Raw genomic sequence first — 17,140 nt, 5'->3', positions numbered from 1 at the left:
CCTTGAAGGACGTCCATGCCTTTCGCAACGTGCTTTTAAGGATTGGCCTCGAATGAGCCGGACGTCGACCCTGCCCAAGCGCTTACAGCCGATGCTCGCTACGCTCACCGACGCGCCGTTCGACGACCCCGGCTGGGTTTTCGAGGATAAGTACGATGGCTTCCGGATGATTGCGGAAATCCGGCGGGGCAAGGTTTCGCTCTATAGCCGCAACGGCAAGATCATCAGCCGCAGCTATATCGAGGTCGCCAAAGCGCTCGAGGGTGTGAAGGGCGACGCCGTGATCGACGGCGAGCTCGTCGCGATCGGAAAGGACGGCGTCTCGCATTTCCAACTGCTGCAAAACGCGCTGCGTCATGAAGCCAAGCTCCTGTATTGCGCCTTCGATCTCATGTTTCAGAACGCAGTTGACTTGCGCAAACGGCCTCTTCTCGAGCGCAAGGAGCAGCTGAAAGCGATACTGCCGCGTCACCGGCTGATCGCCTTCAGTCGTCACCGCAAAGCGCACGGCACGAAGTTCTTCGCCGAGGCCGAGCGGAAGGGTCTGGAAGGCGTCATGGCGAAGCGCGCCGACAGCGCGTATGTGTCCGGAAGCCGGACGGCGGATTGGCTGAAGATCAAGACAGCGAAGCGGCAGGAAGTGGTGATCGCGGGCTTCACGGCGCCGAGGCGCACGAGGCCATACTTCGGCGCCCTGGTCCTCGCCGTGCGGGAAGACGACTCATGGCGCTACATCGGACATGTCGGCACTGGCTTCAGCCACAAGGTCCTGGAAGACCTCCACGCCAAGCTCGTGAAGCTGACGATCCCGAAATCACCCTTCCCTGCCAAAGTGAAGGACGAGGCCGCCACGACCTGGGTCAAGCCCTCGTTGGTTGCCGAGGTCAAATTCGCGGAGTGGACGAGTAAGGGCGAACTGCGCCAGCCCGTCTACCTTGGGCTCAGGTCCGACAAGCGGGCGAAGGACGTCGTGCGCGAGCGAGAACGTCCGCGCAAGTAGTGCTTCCGTGCGGCGAAAGCCGGTAAAGAGATTGTTCGCCTCCTCCGGTGTGAATTCACTTCCCGATGGCACTCAGTCGCCTCCAACGTCGTGGATTTCCGGTCGCATGCCGTCAGGCGTGAGTTCGAGCGTCGCAAGCGTGATCGGCAGCTTGAAACGCCGGGGTCCCGCGCTACCGGGATTCAGATAGAGAACGCCACCGACCGCGTCGATCTTCGGCACGTGGGAATGCCCGGAGACGATGACGTCGATGCCGGCGCCGCGGTCGGCCTTCAGCGTTTTCAAGTCGTGTAGAATGTAGATCGACTTACTCGCCAGGCGCACAAGGTTCGTGTCGGGGTAGTCGCGAGCCCACTCGCCACTGTCCACGTTTCCACGAATGGCTGTGACGGGCGCGATCCGGCGAAGCGCGTCGACGATCTCGGGGCGCCCGATGTCGCCGGCATGGATGATGTGATCGACGCCCGTCAGGCCTCGTTCCGCCACGGGCCTCAACAGACCGTGCGTATCCGAAATGATTCCAATCCGGAAGATCATTTCCCGGCGCTCTCAATCGCGATTGCCACTAGACGATCGAGGAATTCTACCTGAGCGGACAGCATCTTGGTTCGCGCGAGCTCGATATCAAACCATTCCGCGCGGTCGACTTCGGGAAAGCTCTGCTGTCGACCGCTTCGGGGCGGCCATTCGATATCGAAGGTATTGCTGGTCAGCGCAGCCGGATCAAAGCGCCCCTCGCCGGCGAATGCGATGACGCGCTTTCCCCCTCGCTGTCGGACTTCCCCCAGCGCCTTGAGTGGGCCAATCGAAGCGCTCGGGCCGAGTTCTTCGGCAAATTCGCGTCGAGCGACGTTCTCCGGAGCATCATTGGCATCGATTTCGCCCTTAGGAATGGACCAGGCGCCATCATCCTTCTTGCGCCAGAACGGACCGCCGGGATGAACGAGCAGCACCTCAAGCCCGCGAGCGCCCTTGCGGTATGCGAGAATACCCGCACTCAAGGTCGATCTCCTGGAAGTCTTTTTCACCGCATATCGCTCCTACTTTGCAGAGCAACCGAGAGCCGGCGCGCCGTCGTCCCACCATACCGGACCGCGCTCGCCGAGCGCCTGCTTAGCCCCGTCCACGGTCCGATGCGCCGTTGCTTCGGCGTAGCGGTCGGCCGCCTTCCTGGCGCACGCACCGCCTCGCCGGGCCGCCATTAGACGGCCGACGAAATGATCTCGCGTGACCTAGTTGAGATGGGATTTGCCATTCTCCAGAGCCTGCCGCGAACAACGAAGTAGGGCCGTCCGGCGTCACCGGATGCTTCACGACACCTAAGCCGACTTCCGCTGCGGCTTGGCTGCCGGCTTCTTCGCCGCGGCCTCCTTCGCCGGCTTCTTGCCTGCGATCGGCATCAGCATTTCCTTCTGCCCCGCCGCCGCCTTGCGCGGCTTTTTGCCTGATTTCTTGGGTGCCTCTGGCGTGGCCGCGCCCTCTCTTCCGATGCTCTTTCGCAGGGCGTCCATCAGGTCCACCACGTTCTCTCCTCGAGGACGGGCTTTCGCGGTGATGGGCTTGCCGGCGCGCTTCTGATTGATGAGATCGATGAGGGCGGTCTCGTACTGATCTTCGAACTTGTGCGGCTCGAAATGGCCCGCCTTCTGATTGACGATGTGCTTGGCGAGATCAAGCATGTCCTTGGTGACTTTGACATCCTGGATCTCGTCGAAATACTCCTTTTCGGAGCGGACTTCGTAGGGATAGCGCAGCAGCGTCCCCATCAGCCCCTTGTCCAACGGCTCGAGCGCAATGATGTGCTCGCGGTTCGTCAGCACGACGCGTCCGATGGCGACCTTGTTCATCTCGCGAATGGTTTCCCGAATGACGGCGAAGGCATCGTGCCCGACCTTACCGTCAGGACGGAGGTAGTAGGGGCGAATGAGATATCGCGGATCGATCTCGCTGCAGTCGACGAACTCGTCGATCTCGATGGTTCGCGTCGATTCCAGCGCGACGTTCTCGAGCTCCTCCTTGGTGACCTCGATGAAGGTGTCGGTGTCGACCTTGTAGCCCTTGACGATGTCCTCGTTGTCGACCTCCTCGCCGGTGTCGGCATCGACCTTGGCGTACTTGATCCGATGGCCGGTCTTTCGGTTCAGCTGGTTGAAAGAGACCTTTTCGGAGTCCGAGGTGGCCGGATAGAGCGCGACCGGACAGGTGACGAGGGAAAGACGCAGGAAGCCTTTCCAGTTAGCGCGGGGGGCCATGCCGGGGGAACTCCGATACTGATACCGGATTCAAGACGAACGACTCGGCTTGGTTCCGACATCGGGGACCCGCCCCACAGGAGGATATTTTCTTCAACGGCCGCCTGGTCGGACTCGACATTTGTTCTTGTTATGTTCTAATTCGGGCATGACCGACCGACCCGCGAGCTGGCGCATGCCTACCCCGAAGCAGATGGAAAAATTGGCCGCTGAAGCCGACCGTAGACGAGCGCCGCCCGCTGCGGGTCCAGATGCCCCCCTCCCGGCCGAATATTGGGAATCGGTCCTCAAAGATCGTCGCGCCGGCGCGACCGTGGCCCAGGCCCGACAGCGACGCCTTTCGGAAATGAAGGGCCACGTGCTGCGCGTCTCCTGCCGCCGCTGCGAGCGGACCGTGGAAATCCAGACCGCCGATGCCGTCCGCTTGTTTGGCGCCAACGCGGTCTGGAAGGACGTGGCGCAGCGGCTGCTCGACAACACCTGCCAACAGCGCACTGGCAGACATGAAGAAGACGGGTGCTGGCCAGCGTTCGAGACGCCGTGGTCGCTCTGGATTTGCCGATCCGATCGCTTTGCGCCTGGATGTCTGGATGGCCCCGAAGTATCACCCTACGCCGCTGTCGGGCGGCGATCGCAAGGCTCTGGCGAAAGAGCTCGGCAAGGCACGTGCGATGGCGAACATGCTGGCGACCCAATCGGCGGAGATGCGGGCCAAAGGCGAGGCGATGATCCAGCAAGCCGACAGGCTTCTGTGCGAAAGCTGGAACGAGCGGATGTGGAGTGACGGCGAACCGATCGATCCGTCGCCGACCATCGATCAGGCCGTGAACGGAGGCTTTCCCTGGCTGGAAATCAGGTGCGCGCGCTGCAAGACGCCGAGTGACGTTGATCTCGCGGCGATGAAGCACCCGCCGACCACCTTCGTGCACGATCTTGCCAGCCGGCTGCGCTGCCGTAAATGCGCCAAAGCGGGCCGGCGTCCATCCGCGACTCTGCTACAGTTGACGTGGCAGCCGCGCCATCCTCGAACCGAATCCTGACCGATGTGCAATCTCTATTCGATCACGACCAACCAAGCCGCGATCAGCGCGCTGTTCCGCGTCGTGAACCGATACGTTGGAAATCTGGCGCCGATGCCGGGGGTTTTCCCCGATTACAAGGCACCGATCGTGCGCAACGGGACCGAGGGCCGCGAACTCGCTACGGCGCGATGGGGAATGCCGTCGTCGTCAAAAGCGCTGATGGACGCCACGAAGAAGCGAGCCGAGAAGCTGCAGGCCAAGGGGAAGGCAGTGGATTTCAAGGAATTGCTCAGAATGGAGCCGGACAGCGGAACGACCAACATCCGCAACGTGACGAGCAAGCACTGGGCCCGTTGGCTCGGCCCCGAGCATCGCTGCATAGTGCCGTTCAACTCCTTCAGCGAGTTCAACAAGGCCGAGGGCGGTGATATCTGGTTCGCGCTCGATGAGACCCGCCCCCTCGCCTGTTTCGCCGGCATCTGGACCAATTGGACGTCCGTGCGGAAGGTCAAGGAAGGCGAGACGACAAACGACCTCTACGCGTTCCTCACAACGGAGCCAAACACCGAGGTCGCCGCCATCCATCCGAAGGCGATGCCCGTGATCCTGACAACGCCGGACGAGGTCGAGGCCTGGATGACGGCACCTCCGGACAAGGCCCTGAAGCTGCAGCGGCCGCTTCCGGACCAAACGCTCCGGATCGTTGCCCGCGGTATCAAGGAAGACTTGCCCGGGCCGGCGGCGTGACGGGGAAAACCGACGGTCGGCCCGCCGCCCGTCAGTTGGTCGCCTTATGCTGCAGCGCCGCGCAGGTTACTATCCCTTCAGCAGCAACCTACGATTCGCCGAGATTGGCTCATGAGCACGTTGCAGAAGACGATTGCAGACAAGTTCCTCGCCAAATTGGCCGAGGACGAGGACTTCGATTCAAAAAAGATCGAGCAGATTACTGATCTCTTGGCGGCGGATAAGAAACCTAAGCCCGACGATTTCGCCAAGGTGTTTGCGTCTGATGACGCAGGTGACATCGAATGATCAAGCTCGAGAGCGCCCATATCGAAGAGGTACGTGGTATCCGCAAGCTGGATATCACGTTCGGCAAGGATACGTTCTCGGTATCCGGCCCCAATGGATCGGGTAAGAGCGGTGTGATCGATGCAATCGAGTTCGCGCTCACAGGCAAGATGAGTCGTCTGACCGGTGCGGGCACCAAGGGCCTGTCCGTGGCCGAGCATGGGCCCCATGTCGATAAGGCCAAATTTCCGGACGCAGCCTTCGTCAGCCTGACCGTCCATTTCCAGGAACTTGGGAAGACGGCGACGATCACTCGCAAAGTTTCCGCTCCAAAAAAGCCAGCGATCAATCCCAACGAACCTGATATCCGGGCGGCCTTCGACGAAATCGCCGAGCATCCCGAAATCACGCTGTCGCGCCGCGACATTCTACGCTTCATCCTGATCGAACCCAGCAAACGGTCAGAAGAGATTCAGACGGTCTTAAAGCTTGACGAGATCGGCCAGACGCGCGCAGCTCTGAACACCGCTGCTAACAGACTTCAATCCGCACAAAAGCTCGCGGCGACACAGGTCGATACCAGTCGGAACACGCTGCAGCGGCACCTGCAGATTGCAGAATTCCGCGCGCCTCACCTCCTCAGCGCGGTCAATGCGCGGCGAAAGGTTCTCGGGCTGCCGGAGATCGCTACGCTTGCTGCGGATACTAAGCTCGATGCGGGACTTTCCGGCGGCGATAAACTGCCAGAGTTCAACAAGGCATCCCAATTGCGCGATCTTGAAGCCCTTTCCAGCGCTTTGGAGAAGATTGGGCCTGCCGGCGCAGAACCTGCCACAGTCATTCTGGCAACAATCGCCCGTCTTGAAGCCGATCCCTCGCTCCTGGAAACATTTCAGCGCCGCGCTCTGATCGAGAAGGGGCTTGAACTGTTGGACGGCGCCGAGTGTCCACTCTGTGATCGCTCCTGGGATGACGAAGATCACCTGCGCAAGCATCTGAAAACGAAGCTGTCGAAATCTGGAGAAGCCGCCACGCTTCAGGCTGAGATGCTCGGCGCTGGTTCCACCCTCGCACAGTATAGCGCGCGGCTGAGCGGGCTCATTGCGCCAGTTGTCAAAATCGCAGCCGAGCACAATGATGCCGCCCGCCTGCTGCTCGATCGCTGGGCGCAGGATCTCGAGACCTTCAAAGGTGGTGTCTCCGACCTACAGGGCCTTGTCGGCATGAAATCACGGCTTGAACGTGGGTGGCATGGTCTACCAGGTCAGCTCGCCGCAATGCTTGTTGGTGTTAAGGCCGCCGTGGACGCGAAACCCGATCAGACAGCCCATGTAGACGCGCATACCTTTCTTACGACCGCACAGTTGCGCCTCGATGATTATCGCGAGGCGACGCGCAAAGGCACCGCAGCCCAAAAAGCAGCCAGACTCGGCAAAGCCGCATATGACGCGTACTGCGATGTCATGGAGGCCGAACTCAATGCGCTCTATGACAGTGTCGAGAAGGACTTCAGCACTTACTATAAGGCGGTCAACGAAGACGACGAAGTGAAATTCACGGCAAAGCTCAGCCCAAGCGAGGGCAAGCTGGATTTCAACGTCAATTTTTACGAGCGCGGCCTGTTTCCGCCGGGTGCCTATCACAGTGAGGGCCATCAGGATGGGATGGGCGTGTGCCTTTATCTGGCGCTCATGAAGCGTTTGTTCGGCGATCGCTTCACGCTTGCATTGCTCGACGACGTGGTCATGTCCGTCGATTCCGGACATCGATATCAATTCTGCAAGCTGCTAAAATCTTATTTCCCAAATACCCAGTTCATCATTACGACTCATGACCGCCTTTGGGCGGAGCAGATGCGCTCGGCTGGCCTGGTTACGAGCAAGACATCGCTCGCATTTCACAGCTGGACCGTTGATACAGGGCCGCTTGTTGAGTCAAATGAAGAAATCTGGGACGAAATCGCGGCCGCACTGTCGCGCGGCAAGGTCGAAACTGCCGCGCATGGATTGCGGCATCATCTTGAATATGCGTCTCGGCACCTGGCGGACCAGCTGGCGGCGCGGCCTGCGTTCCGCAGCGACGGAAATTACGAGCTCGGTGAACTCCTGCCGAGCGTTCTGGTTCGTATGAAAGAACTCTGCGGCAAAGCTGCGGATGCCGCCCAATCGTGGGGCAATGCCGCGGCAAAGGAGGAGGCTCTTAGGCGCAAGACAGCGCTATCCGAGTCAAACGGTGCACGCAGCGTTGAACAGTGGGCCGTCAACAAGGCGGTGCATTACAACGAATGGGCCAATTTCGGCAAAAAGGATTTTGAACCCGTCATCGCCGCGTTCAAGAGCCTGCTCGAATGCTTTCGCTGCGATGACTGCAGCTCGTGGCTTTACGCTTCGCCCAAACCAATCCCCGAGTATCTGCGTTGCGCCTGCAATAAGGTGACCCTAAATCTCAAATCAAAACCCAAGTAGACGCGTATTTTCCGTAAAATTCATTATCACGCAATTCTCTAGAACAATCACTTACGGATACCAAACCTTCACTTGCTGAGTTGCTGATGTCTCCCGCGAATATCGGGATCAGGTCATGCTGCGGCGCGATTCACAGGAGAATCCATGGGCTTCAAGATCAAGGGACTAGATGACCTTCAGCGCGAGATGACGCTTCTTAGCCAGGTCGATGACATTAAAACCGTAACGACAGCGCTGACGATATGCTCGATATCAAGACCTCTGTAATTGGGAGCCACCTTGCCTTTCAAGGGCGACGTGCGGCAGCGGCGCGCGCAAACGAATGCGGCCTGCAGATCCTGACACTGCCGCAGCTCGCTGCAAGGCTTGCGGGCGGGTTTACCGCGCCGCTTGCGACGGAGGTACTCGACCTTGCCGCGCAGCACGCCCTAGCCGAGGGCGGCTTCGTCGAACTCGATGCGGTAAGACACCTTCCGGGGATGAATCGAGCGGTTTCGCGCACGCTGCGTAAGGTCTGGGATGCGGATATCGATCTCCGATCGAAAGGGAGATCGGGCCACGCCCGTCTCGCAGACTTGGCGCTGATCGAAGAGCGTATCCGGCGATCCTTGCCAGACGCGACATTGACGCCGCCCGATCTACGGGCCGCCGCCCTCGAGCGGATTCATCACGCGAAGCGTGCGATCGGTCCCGTGACCATCGAGGGGCTTTCCTGGATCGCCCCGGTTTGGCGATCATTGGTGGAGGCGCTCTCGAAAGAGGTCCTTGTCGAATGGCAGGCACCCGCGCCTGCCGAGACCGAATGGTTCGCGGGATCGGTGATCCGATCGAAAGAAGTCAGCGCCGAACGCGACGCCTCTGCCGTCTCCTGCGCCGACCCGCATCACGAGGTTGTCGAGAGCCTGCGCTGGGCAAGACACCTGATCGTGTCCGGCGCCGCAAAACCGCACGAAATCGCGATCGCCTCAGCGGGTACGATGCCCTGGGACGATCACTTCTGCGCATTAGCCGCGGATGCTGGATTGAGATTACACTTCACGCATGGAATTCCCGCACTCGCGACACGCGACGGCCAACGGTGCGCAGCGTTGGCCGACATGCTCCTGCATGGCTTGAACCAACAACGCATGCGTCGCCTGGTTTCGTTGTGTCGAGGCCAGCGAGATCCTCTCGACGAGCTTCCTCAGCAGTGGTTGGCTTCACTTCCGCGGGGTGCGACCTTGGCCCGCGTCGAGGACTGGCAGCGCGCAATTGCCGCCATGGTGCTAAGGGACCCATCCTTGGCGGGAGTGCAAGCTGTCCTGCCACTGGTCGAGCTGCTCACAAGCGGAATTTCGGCCGTTAGGGAGGCCGGCCAGCAATTGCTGCGCGGACGCGCACTGCAGCTTTGGGAAGCGGCGTTGCGGACCGCGCCGCCCGAGGCCATCGAGCTCTCCTTGCAGAATGCACGGTTCGAGTCCGAAAATGACGCGGCCGATTCGATCGTCTGGTGTTCGGCACGGGATCTGGCGGCTGCGCCGCGCACCCACGTCCGTCTGCTGGGACTCACGAACCGGAATTGGCCTCGACGGGCAGGCGGCGATGCCATTCTCCCTGACCATGTCCTGCCGGCGGACGAGCTCGATGTCGATCCAGTCGCCAAGGCCGACCGCAGACATTTCCGGGTCATCCTCGAAGCGGCGTCCGGCGAGGTCGTGCTGTCGCGCAGCCGCCGAAGCGCGCAAGGTAGCCGACTGGGACGAAGCCCCCTTCTCCAGGATCGCGCCGAAATCTCGCTATCGAGAGCCCGCATCCCAGAGCACGCCTGGAGCGAGGCGGACCGGCTCATGGCCCGCCCGAAGGATGCCGCCAAGATTGATCGAATCGCATCAGCTGATCTGTGTTGGCGCAATTGGCATCTCGGATCGCTGACGCGAAACGACGGCCAGTTCGACGCAGATCATCCCGTTATCCTGAGGGCCATCGAACGTGTGCAGTCCCCGACATCCTTGCAGAGATTGCTGCGAGACCCACTCGGCTTCGTCTGGCGCTATGGGCTTGGTTGGTCGGCGCCGCAGGATCGGGAACAGCCGCTCACGATGGCGCCTGCCGAGTTCGGCAAGCTGGTGCATGACCTGCTACGGCGTTCGGTCAACTTGCTTGAGCCACAGCCTGGTTATGCGCGCGCGTCGGACCGAGAGATCGAGGACGCACTGAAAGAGGCCGCCCAATTTGTCCGCGAGAGCTGGCCGCTGGAGGGGCACGTGCCTCCAACCCTGTTGTGGAACAACACACTCGATTTTGCAGCTTCCCTCGCCTTAGTAGGGCTATTGCGCAAGGAGATCACGGAAACTGGAACGCGCAGTTGGACTGAGGTTCCGTTTGGTCAGTCCGAGGACTTCGCAATCGACCGGGAATTGCCTTGGGACCCGAGGATTCCCGTTGCCGTACCGGGCACGCCCGTCAAGCTGCGCGGCGCCATCGATCGGCTGGACCTGCGAATGGATCATTCTGCCGCCCGCGTAACGGACTACAAGACAAGCGAAGCTCCCCGGAATGCCAACCGCATCGTGATCAACGGCGGGGCCGAGCTTCAGCGGGCGCTGTATGGCCTCGCCTGCCGGCAGTTGCTGCAGGAAGATCCGCAGATCGTCGCCAGGCTTCTTTATCTCCGGGGCGAGCCTCTGGTTCTAAGGCTTCACGATCTCGATGCGGCAATCGAACAGATCGCAGCCTTCATCAACGTAGCCGTTGCAATGCTCCGACGTGGCTCTCCGGTGCCGGGTCGGCTGTCGTTCGACAAATCCAACGAGCTGCGATTGGCGCTTCCGGCATCGCCCGGCTACGAGCGGCGCAAGCTCATAGCCTACAACAAGGCGAGTGAAAACATCGCCCGCTTCTGGAGCGTACCATGACGGCCATGGTGGACGACGCCGAACGTCTGCGGGCTTTAACCGACCTGGATTCCTGTCTGTTGGTTGAGGCAGCCGCGGGCACCGGCAAGACGTCCCTTCTCGCGGGCCGCGTGGTGATGCTGCTCGCGACTGGCGTAGTTCCAAAATCGATCGCAGCCATCACCTTCACGGAACTCGCGGCCGGCGAACTGCGTCAGCGCATCGCGTGGTATCTCGACTGCCTCCTCTCGGGCAACGTCCCCCACGAACTCAAGCTCAGTCTGGCGAACGGACCTACGGCAGATCAAAGAAGAACGTTGCGCGCCGCATCCGATCGGCTCGATGAACTGAATTGCGGAACGATTCACGGATTCTGCCACGATCTGCTGCGCACCTACTCCGTCGAAGCCGCAATCGATCCCGGTGCGGAGGTGCTGGACGCCGATCAGGCGGACTTTGCCTTCGACGCGATCTTTGACCGATGGTGGCGGAATCGGCTCGACAAACCGGTTTCCTCGCCGGGTGATTGCATCGCCTCGATCGCGCGCAGAGATCCGATCGGTGCCGAAGATCTCCTGCGCAGCTTCGCCAGATTCCGCCGCCGCTATCGATCGGCGCAGCCCCTGGCGTCCGATCTCGATTCCAGAGCTGACCTGGAATTCACTGAGAGCGTTCGCGAGTTCCGCCGCTGGTGCGACCACGTCGACGTCCCGCCCGAGGCGGACCCGGATATCGTAGCACTCGAGACACTGGTTTTGCATTTTCAAGGGCGGTTCGATCCCCTGCCCGACTTCGAAGGTCTGTGGGACTTGGCTCACCCGGCTTGGCTCCCAATTATGCGCAAGGATGCATTCGACCTGCGCGAATACCGACGGCGTTCCGTATGGCGAAAGGTGGCGGGGCGGGAAGCCGGTGACCGTCTCGCCGACCAGGCGGAAGAACATTACGCACGATGTCGCAACGCCTACGGCGCACTGATGGGCAGGATCGCCACATCGCTGATCGGCACACTCTCGGCAGAGCTCGGAGAGGTGTTGGCCGAATATGAGGCCTTCAAGAAGCGGGCGGCGGTTCTCGACTTCGACGACCTATTGTTCACGTGCCGTGATGTGCTTCGCAACTATCCGGCCGTACGCACTAATGCCGGCGGGCGGTTCTCCCGAATACTGGTGGACGAGTTTCAGGACACCGACCCGGTGCAAGCGGAGATCATGTTCCTCCTCTGCAGCGCCGAAGAAAACCAGCAGTCGTGGCACCTCCGATCATTGAGACCCGGGCAGCTCTTCCTCGTCGGAGATCCAAAGCAGGCGATCTATCGCTTCCGGGGGGCCGATCTCGCGACGTATCTGATGGTACGGAGAGCCATCGAAGATCAATTTCCGAACAATATTCTTCGCGTCACAGCCAACTTCCGGTCCCGCGGTCAGATTCTCGACCACGTAAACCTTTGCTTCGAAGAACGCCTGTCTTCGCAGGAAGCCGGCTATGTTGCCTTGCGGGGCACGCGAACCGCCGTCGAGTACGGCTTTCCGTGCGTCACCAAGGTCTCAGTGCAACTCCCTCCAGAGACGAGAGTCGACAGCTCCCGCGACGAGGAGGCGCGTGTCGTCGCCGAGGTCTGCGCACGCTTGATCGGAAACGTCGAAGTAAAGCTCAACGACGGCGAAACCAGGCCCCTGAGTCCGGGCGACATCGCCCTGCTCGCTCCCGTTTCGACCGATCTCTGGCGATACGAGAGAGCGCTCGAGGAAGCCGGACTGCCGTTCGCCTCGCAGGCAGGCAAGAACCTGTTCAGGAGGCAGGAGGCACAGGACCTGGTGGCGTTGATCCGCGCGCTGGCGGACCCGCGCGATACATTGGCGCTCGGAGCCTTGCTGCGCGGTCCCCTGGTCGGTCTTACCGAACAAGAGCTGTTGGACATAACCGCCGGCCTCGCCACGCCGGACGACAAGGACCGGATCAGCGGGCTCACCTTGCGAACTGATCCTGCTAACATTCGACACCCCATCGCTCGCGAGGTCCTGACGATTTTGCGCGATCTTCGCCGTCGCGTTGACGGCACCACACCCGCCCTCATCCTTGCGGAAGCGATCGAACGACTGCGCGTTCGCGCGATCGTGGCTGCTCGCGGCGCCGACCAGGCCGTTAGATCGCTCGCCAATATCGATGGTTTGGTCGAGCGCGCCCGCAGCTATCGAGTTCGTGGCTTCGTTCAATTCGCCAGGGACGTCGACGACGAGTGGTCAAGCAGCTCGGGATCGCCAGAGGGTATGGTCGAAGCTGACGGTCAATCGATCGAGATCGTCACGGTGCATAGCTCGAAGGGCCTCGAATGGCCGGTCGTCATACCGATCAATCGCGCATCGATGCCGCGTCGTGCCGAGACGTTCGTCTATCGACGAAGGGACGAGACTCTGCACTGGGCCCTGGGCCAAGTCGTCCCTCCGAGTCTCGGTGACGCCCTGCTGGCTGAAGAAACCGAGAAGCGAAATGAGAATCTGCGCCTTCTCTACGTCGCGTGCACCCGGGCGATGGAATTATTGATCATACCGGACTTCACCTGGAGCAATGACGCCTCTTGGGCCAAGCTCCTGGATTTCAAGCTGGACATCGTGCCGGAGCTGGATATCTCGCGCTTACCACGCGCCAGCATCGTCTCGCCCACAGCAACCGAAAATCTCCAGAACGCGGAAGTATTCGCGGAGGAGCAATCGCGGCTCGAGGCTTCGCCGCGCATACGCTGGATTACGCCCAGCGATGGCGATCCAGATGTGATCACGGAATTGATCCCCTCGGAAATGAGCGATGACGAGCCTCTTCGCCCGCTTCACCTTGTGGAGGGCGGGCGCGTTCGCGGCATCCTCTTGCACAAGCTGATGGAAGAGCTGGTGACCGGCGAGCTGGACGAGAACGCGGAGACGGTAATCGCGAGGGCCGCGCTATTGCGCGATCAACTGCCCCCGCCCTCGTCATTCGGCCCCGGGCCCGATCCGACGGAGCTTGCGACCACCGTGCTACGCACTCTCCAGCTTCCTGATATCAAACCGTATCGTGCTCGGCTCGTGGCGGAATTGCCGATCTATGGCATTGCTCCGACGAGTTCGGATCAATTGATCGTCGGGCGGGCCGATGCGGTGGCGGACGACGAAGACAGCGGGAAGATCGCTTTCGATTGGAAAAGCGACGTCGCACCTAAAGAGTCAGATCGGGCAACCTACAGGCAGCAGCTTGGCCAGTATCTGCATGTGATCGGAGCTCAACGCGGCGCCATCGTCTACATGACATCCGGTCGCGTCGATTGGATCTGTCGGTGATCTAATGTGCCGTCCAGAGCGGCCGGGTCCGACGCTAGTACGGAGTTCGAAGCCGTTCTATCGACGAACCAGCCGACCGAATTTGCAAACCGCGCAATACGACTACTCCCGCGGCTGCGAGATTAACAGATCAACGCCGAGGTCTACGCGCGCCATTTCGCGGGCTACCAAAATATCCTCGACCACCCTCTCCACATGGTCGGAAGCTGCAGCCGCAGTCGGCTCGGCCGCTCGCCTCACCCTGACGCGTTGTGCAAGTTCTGCTTCTGCTCCTCGCATCTGCGGACTAACCAAAGTTCTAACAACGTCTCTGACTAGTCGAGATGAATCCTCCAACGTCCTGTAGTGCGGTCGCTCAAAGAGCCCGCGAGCCCTTTGACTGAATGCACCATAGTTCAGTGCAGTTATCGAACGTGGCTGCGAGCAGAAGTACGCGACGGGCGGTTCAGTTTGGTATGCTATCACGTGATTCTTGTCATCTGGAAGTGGACCGATATCAGCCGGGGAGAAGAAGATTGACTTTTCGTGGACGCGCCCATTTTTATACGCAACGTTGAACTCACCCAGATTGTGCATGCCTGGCGAGGCATAGAGCACAGTGCCAGGAAACTTTTGCTCCAGCTCAATGAGCCTTTGATGCTGCTCCGACAGATCGCGCCGCATGAGCGGCATACGAAAGAACGGCACGACAAGGTCCGCTAGCTGATGTGTCGATATTTCGGCAGCGCTATTGCGCCTCATCGATTCTGGGAGCTTGTATTGAAAAAAGAGAGGGAAAGCTGGAAGGTCGATTCGAACGTCGTACCCAAGTTGAGCCTCCTGCACCAAGTTTGGGAAAACTGGAGCGCTGCTCGGTGAAGCTGATGAAGATCGGATCAAGTTTTCTGTGAACGCATATCCGAAAGAAAACTCCGAGTAGCCTAGCTTCATGGCGACCGCCTATCAGAGATAGCTTACGAAGTCAGCCGGCCAATAAGCAACTTGAGCTCGTTGACTACAGGATCGTCGATGCCGGCCTTCAAAAGCTCGTTGGCGGCGCGATCCACGTAGTCGACTCCCGAGCCATGTGTTCCGCTCGCGCCTAGAATCATCCTAGCGATCGCCTGCAAGTCGCCCTCAGGCAGTAGATTTGGTCCTGCATACAATGGGACTAGCGCGTTGACGGTGGCTCCGGAATCGATTCGCACGGACAGCTCGTGAAGCTCAAAGCCCTTGCCTTCTCGTTCGACCAAATAGGCTCGGACTTGAGCGCCGGCATCGCTAGGAAACTCGAACGCGATCCCTGGACATGATGACGACTCGCTCTTCACCACGTTCAGGGTCGGGCAAGGACGCGCTTTGGTACCCCAGTTCCGTACAGAGGCCTTGTTAAACGCGCGCCTGTAGCCATCCAAGACGGCGCGCACTCGACGGCTGCACCTGAACTGCTTTTCCCATCCATCGCCCATGAGCGATCCGTATCCGAGCACCCACATATGCAGCCCTTGATTGTGGTAACCTTAGCGAAACACCGTGTGCCGCGCTTGAAGCAGAGGTCCCAAAGCAAATAGTTCAATAGTTCAATGTCGTTGCTCGCGGCGAATCATTAACAACGCTCGCGTGCATCCCGCAAGGCCGTAAGTATACTGCGGGGCATATGGCGGGGGAGAATCACCAATGTCGGCCAGCAAGAAGGTCAACATTCGGCCGGGCGTTAGCGTGCTCTCGGTGCTGCGTCACCTCAACTACAGCCCATGGTTCGCACTGGCTGAGTTTGTGGATAATTCCGTCCAGAGCTACATCGAGAACAAGACTAAGCTGCGTGAGCTTCACGGGCCAGCCTGGCGCTTAAAGGTCTCAATTGACGTTGACACCTCCTATCCAGGCCGTATCACGATCAGGGACAATGCAGGCGGCATATCGAGCGAGACTTTCCCGCGCGCGTTTCGCCCTGCTGTGATCCCACCTGATCGAACGGGCCTCTCCGAGTTCGGCATGGGGATGAAGAGCGCCGCCTGTTGGTTTGCGCCAAAATGGCAGGTTCGGACAAAGGCCCTCGGCGAGAAAGTTGAACGAACGGTTCGTTTCGACATAGCGATGATCGTGCGCGACGAGATGGAAGAGCTCGACATCGATGAGCGGCCCGCGGCCGCCAACGAGCACTTCACTGAGGTCTCACTTGATGACCTGCACCACATCCCGGTCGGCAGAACGCTGGGCAAAATCAAGGAGCACCTAACCGACATCTATCGGGTCTTTCTCAGAGACGGAATGCTCGATCTGCGGTTTAATGGTGAAAGCTTGACGTACGAGGAGCCGCCCATCCTGACGGCTCCTTATTACAAGGAGCCTGATGGACCCGACAGGGTATGGCGAAAGGAAATAGAGTTTGAGTTTGGGGATGGGCTCGCGGTGAGAGGTTTCGCCGCATTGAGAGACCCGGGAAACTATGCCCGATCTGGTTTCGCGCTCTTTCGTCGCGGACGACTGATACAGGGAAGCGGGGAAGACGGCTATCGACCGCCTCTGCTCTTCGGCACGTCGGGCAGCAGCAGCTATGCCCGTCTGCGCCTCTTTGGCGAATTGCACTTGGAAGGCTTTGACGTCAGTCATACGAAGGATGGATTTCGTTGGGATGAGAACGAAGAGCCGTTCCTCGATCTCCTCAAAGAATATCTTGACGAAGAAACGTTTCCTCTCCTGAGACAATGCGAGCACTACCGCTCGCTTGCATCGAAGAAGGATCGGGCGAAAGCCGCTGCACAAGGGTTAGCGAGAACGAGCGATGCGATCGCCTCCTCTGCGTCAGAAGTGCTGCCAAGAGTGGCTGATCAGCCGCCCGCAGACACCCGAACGACGCCGCTGGAGCCTCAGCCGACGCTCGCTCGGCGGGAGCTGAAGTTCAATTTTCGCGGATCGCCCTGGTTGGTTCGGATCGAATTGTCCGATGATCCGGCCGAAAGCGATTGGCTGTCGGTCAGCGACCGCATAAGCGAACGCGGAGACGACCCTGATACAATTGAAATTCGGGTCTCCATGACCCACCCGTTCATGGTTTCCTTTGCTCAGACCGATCCAGAAGCAATCGATGCTCTATTGCGTGTCGCTGCGGCTCTTGCTCTTGGAGAGAAGCTCGCCCGGCGAGCAGGCGTAAAGTCCGCTGGCACACTGCGGCGTAATTTAAATCAGATACTGCGAGAGGGATTGTCGCAACCGTGAAA

13 protein-coding genes and 1 pseudogene are annotated in these 17,140 nt (G+C 60.0%); 9 read left to right on the top strand and 5 right to left on the bottom strand.

All coding sequences use genetic code 11. The features are described from left to right. The first annotated feature begins 52 nt into the window (after nt 1-52). Entirely contained in the window at nt 53-1,000 is a 948-nt protein-coding gene (ligD, locus tag P6U25_RS05555) for a non-homologous end-joining DNA ligase (RefSeq protein WP_407152430.1), read from the top strand. 72 nt (nt 1,001-1,072) lie between these two features. Here the strand turns inward: ligD and P6U25_RS05550 are convergent, their stop codons facing one another. The 3 genes from P6U25_RS05550 to P6U25_RS05540 all read right to left on the bottom strand — a co-directional run bounded on the left by P6U25_RS05550 (nt 1,073) and on the right by P6U25_RS05540 (nt 3,252). Continuing rightward, nucleotides 1,073-1,537 carry a metallophosphoesterase family protein gene (locus P6U25_RS05550; RefSeq protein ID WP_407150463.1) on the bottom strand — a complete coding sequence of 155 codons (465 nt, stop codon included), beginning with the start codon at nt 1,535-1,537 and terminating at the stop codon, nt 1,073-1,075. Next, nucleotides 1,534-2,028, bottom strand: a complete 495-nt coding sequence (locus P6U25_RS05545) for an NUDIX domain-containing protein (protein WP_407150462.1) — start codon at nt 2,026-2,028, stop codon at nt 1,534-1,536. Before P6U25_RS05545 ends, P6U25_RS05550 begins: the two co-directional genes overlap by 4 nt. A gap of 291 nt (nt 2,029-2,319) precedes the next feature. Then, nucleotides 2,320-3,252: a Ku protein gene (locus P6U25_RS05540; RefSeq protein WP_407150461.1), complete on the bottom strand. Its 933-nt coding sequence runs from the start codon at nt 3,250-3,252 to the stop codon at nt 2,320-2,322. 148 nt (nt 3,253-3,400) lie between these two features. On the opposite strand from P6U25_RS05540, the pseudogene P6U25_RS05535 reads away from it, so the two are divergent. The 7 genes and pseudogenes from P6U25_RS05535 to P6U25_RS05505 all read left to right on the top strand — a co-directional run. Next, nucleotides 3,401-3,793, top strand: a pseudogene (locus tag P6U25_RS05535) (hypothetical protein); the annotation flags it as partial. A 49-nt stretch (nt 3,794-3,842) separates the two neighbouring features. After that, a complete protein-coding gene (locus tag P6U25_RS05530) occupies nt 3,843-4,292 on the top strand; it encodes a hypothetical protein (protein WP_200469866.1) in 450 nt (149 codons plus the stop codon). Between the two features lie 3 nt (nt 4,293-4,295). Continuing rightward, the gene (locus P6U25_RS05525) at nt 4,296-5,021 is read left to right on the top strand and encodes an SOS response-associated peptidase (RefSeq protein WP_407150460.1); all 726 of its coding nucleotides are present in this window, start codon (nt 4,296-4,298) and stop codon (nt 5,019-5,021) included. A 111-nt stretch (nt 5,022-5,132) separates the two neighbouring features. Continuing rightward, a complete protein-coding gene (locus tag P6U25_RS05520; RefSeq protein ID WP_179734598.1) occupies nt 5,133-5,309 on the top strand; it encodes a hypothetical protein in 177 nt (58 codons plus the stop codon). Then, the gene (locus P6U25_RS05515; protein WP_407150459.1) at nt 5,306-7,753 is read left to right on the top strand and encodes an AAA family ATPase; all 2,448 of its coding nucleotides are present in this window, start codon (nt 5,306-5,308) and stop codon (nt 7,751-7,753) included. Before P6U25_RS05520 ends, P6U25_RS05515 begins: the two co-directional genes overlap by 4 nt. A 242-nt stretch (nt 7,754-7,995) precedes the next feature. After that, nucleotides 7,996-10,647 (top strand): PD-(D/E)XK nuclease family protein, encoded by a 2,652-nt coding sequence (locus P6U25_RS05510; RefSeq protein ID WP_407150458.1) that lies wholly within the window; start codon nt 7,996-7,998, stop codon nt 10,645-10,647. After that, on the top strand, nt 10,644-13,940 hold the full coding sequence (locus P6U25_RS05505) for a UvrD-helicase domain-containing protein (protein ID WP_407150457.1): 3,297 nt from the start codon (nt 10,644-10,646) through the stop codon (nt 13,938-13,940). Before P6U25_RS05510 ends, P6U25_RS05505 begins: the two co-directional genes overlap by 4 nt. A 102-nt stretch (nt 13,941-14,042) precedes the next feature. Here P6U25_RS05505 and P6U25_RS05500 read toward each other — a convergent pair whose 3' ends face one another. Both P6U25_RS05500 and P6U25_RS05495 read right to left on the bottom strand, forming a co-directional pair. Beyond that, on the bottom strand, nt 14,043-14,870 hold the full coding sequence (locus P6U25_RS05500; RefSeq protein WP_407150456.1) for a hypothetical protein: 828 nt from the start codon (nt 14,868-14,870) through the stop codon (nt 14,043-14,045). Between the two features lie 23 nt (nt 14,871-14,893). Further along, on the bottom strand, nt 14,894-15,388 hold the full coding sequence (locus tag P6U25_RS05495; protein WP_407150455.1) for a gamma-glutamylcyclotransferase: 495 nt from the start codon (nt 15,386-15,388) through the stop codon (nt 14,894-14,896). A gap of 208 nt (nt 15,389-15,596) precedes the next feature. On the opposite strand from P6U25_RS05495, the gene P6U25_RS05490 reads away from it, so the two are divergent. After that, entirely contained in the window at nt 15,597-17,138 is a 1,542-nt protein-coding gene (locus P6U25_RS05490) for an ATP-binding protein (protein ID WP_407150454.1), read from the top strand. Nucleotides 17,139-17,140: the final 2 nt, after the last annotated feature.

The organism is Bradyrhizobium sp. ORS 86, assembly GCF_045571475.1.
Classification (GTDB): Bacteria; Pseudomonadota; Alphaproteobacteria; order Rhizobiales; family Xanthobacteraceae; genus Bradyrhizobium.
Note: the sequence above shows the minus strand (reverse complement) of the source record. Positions and strands in the feature narration are given on the sequence as shown.

Excerpts from the sequence above, each read along its gene's own strand:
- ligD (WP_407152430.1), top strand. The coding sequence starts at position 53 with ATGAGCCGGACGTCGACCCTGCCCAAGCGCTTACAGCCGATGCTCGCT.
- P6U25_RS05550 (WP_407150463.1), bottom strand. The coding sequence starts at position 1,537 with ATGATCTTCCGGATTGGAATCATTTCGGATACGCACGGTCTGTTGAGG.
- P6U25_RS05540 (WP_407150461.1), bottom strand. The coding sequence starts at position 3,252 with ATGGCCCCCCGCGCTAACTGGAAAGGCTTCCTGCGTCTTTCCCTCGTC.
- P6U25_RS05530 (WP_200469866.1), top strand. The coding sequence starts at position 3,843 with ATGGCCCCGAAGTATCACCCTACGCCGCTGTCGGGCGGCGATCGCAAG.
- P6U25_RS05525 (WP_407150460.1), top strand. The coding sequence starts at position 4,296 with ATGTGCAATCTCTATTCGATCACGACCAACCAAGCCGCGATCAGCGCG.
- P6U25_RS05520 (WP_179734598.1), top strand. The coding sequence starts at position 5,133 with ATGAGCACGTTGCAGAAGACGATTGCAGACAAGTTCCTCGCCAAATTG.
- P6U25_RS05515 (WP_407150459.1), top strand. The coding sequence starts at position 5,306 with ATGATCAAGCTCGAGAGCGCCCATATCGAAGAGGTACGTGGTATCCGC.
- P6U25_RS05510 (WP_407150458.1), top strand. The coding sequence starts at position 7,996 with ATGCTCGATATCAAGACCTCTGTAATTGGGAGCCACCTTGCCTTTCAA.
- P6U25_RS05505 (WP_407150457.1), top strand. The coding sequence starts at position 10,644 with ATGACGGCCATGGTGGACGACGCCGAACGTCTGCGGGCTTTAACCGAC.
- P6U25_RS05500 (WP_407150456.1), bottom strand. The coding sequence starts at position 14,870 with ATGAAGCTAGGCTACTCGGAGTTTTCTTTCGGATATGCGTTCACAGAA.
- P6U25_RS05495 (WP_407150455.1), bottom strand. The coding sequence starts at position 15,388 with ATGGGCGATGGATGGGAAAAGCAGTTCAGGTGCAGCCGTCGAGTGCGC.
- P6U25_RS05490 (WP_407150454.1), top strand. The coding sequence starts at position 15,597 with ATGTCGGCCAGCAAGAAGGTCAACATTCGGCCGGGCGTTAGCGTGCTC.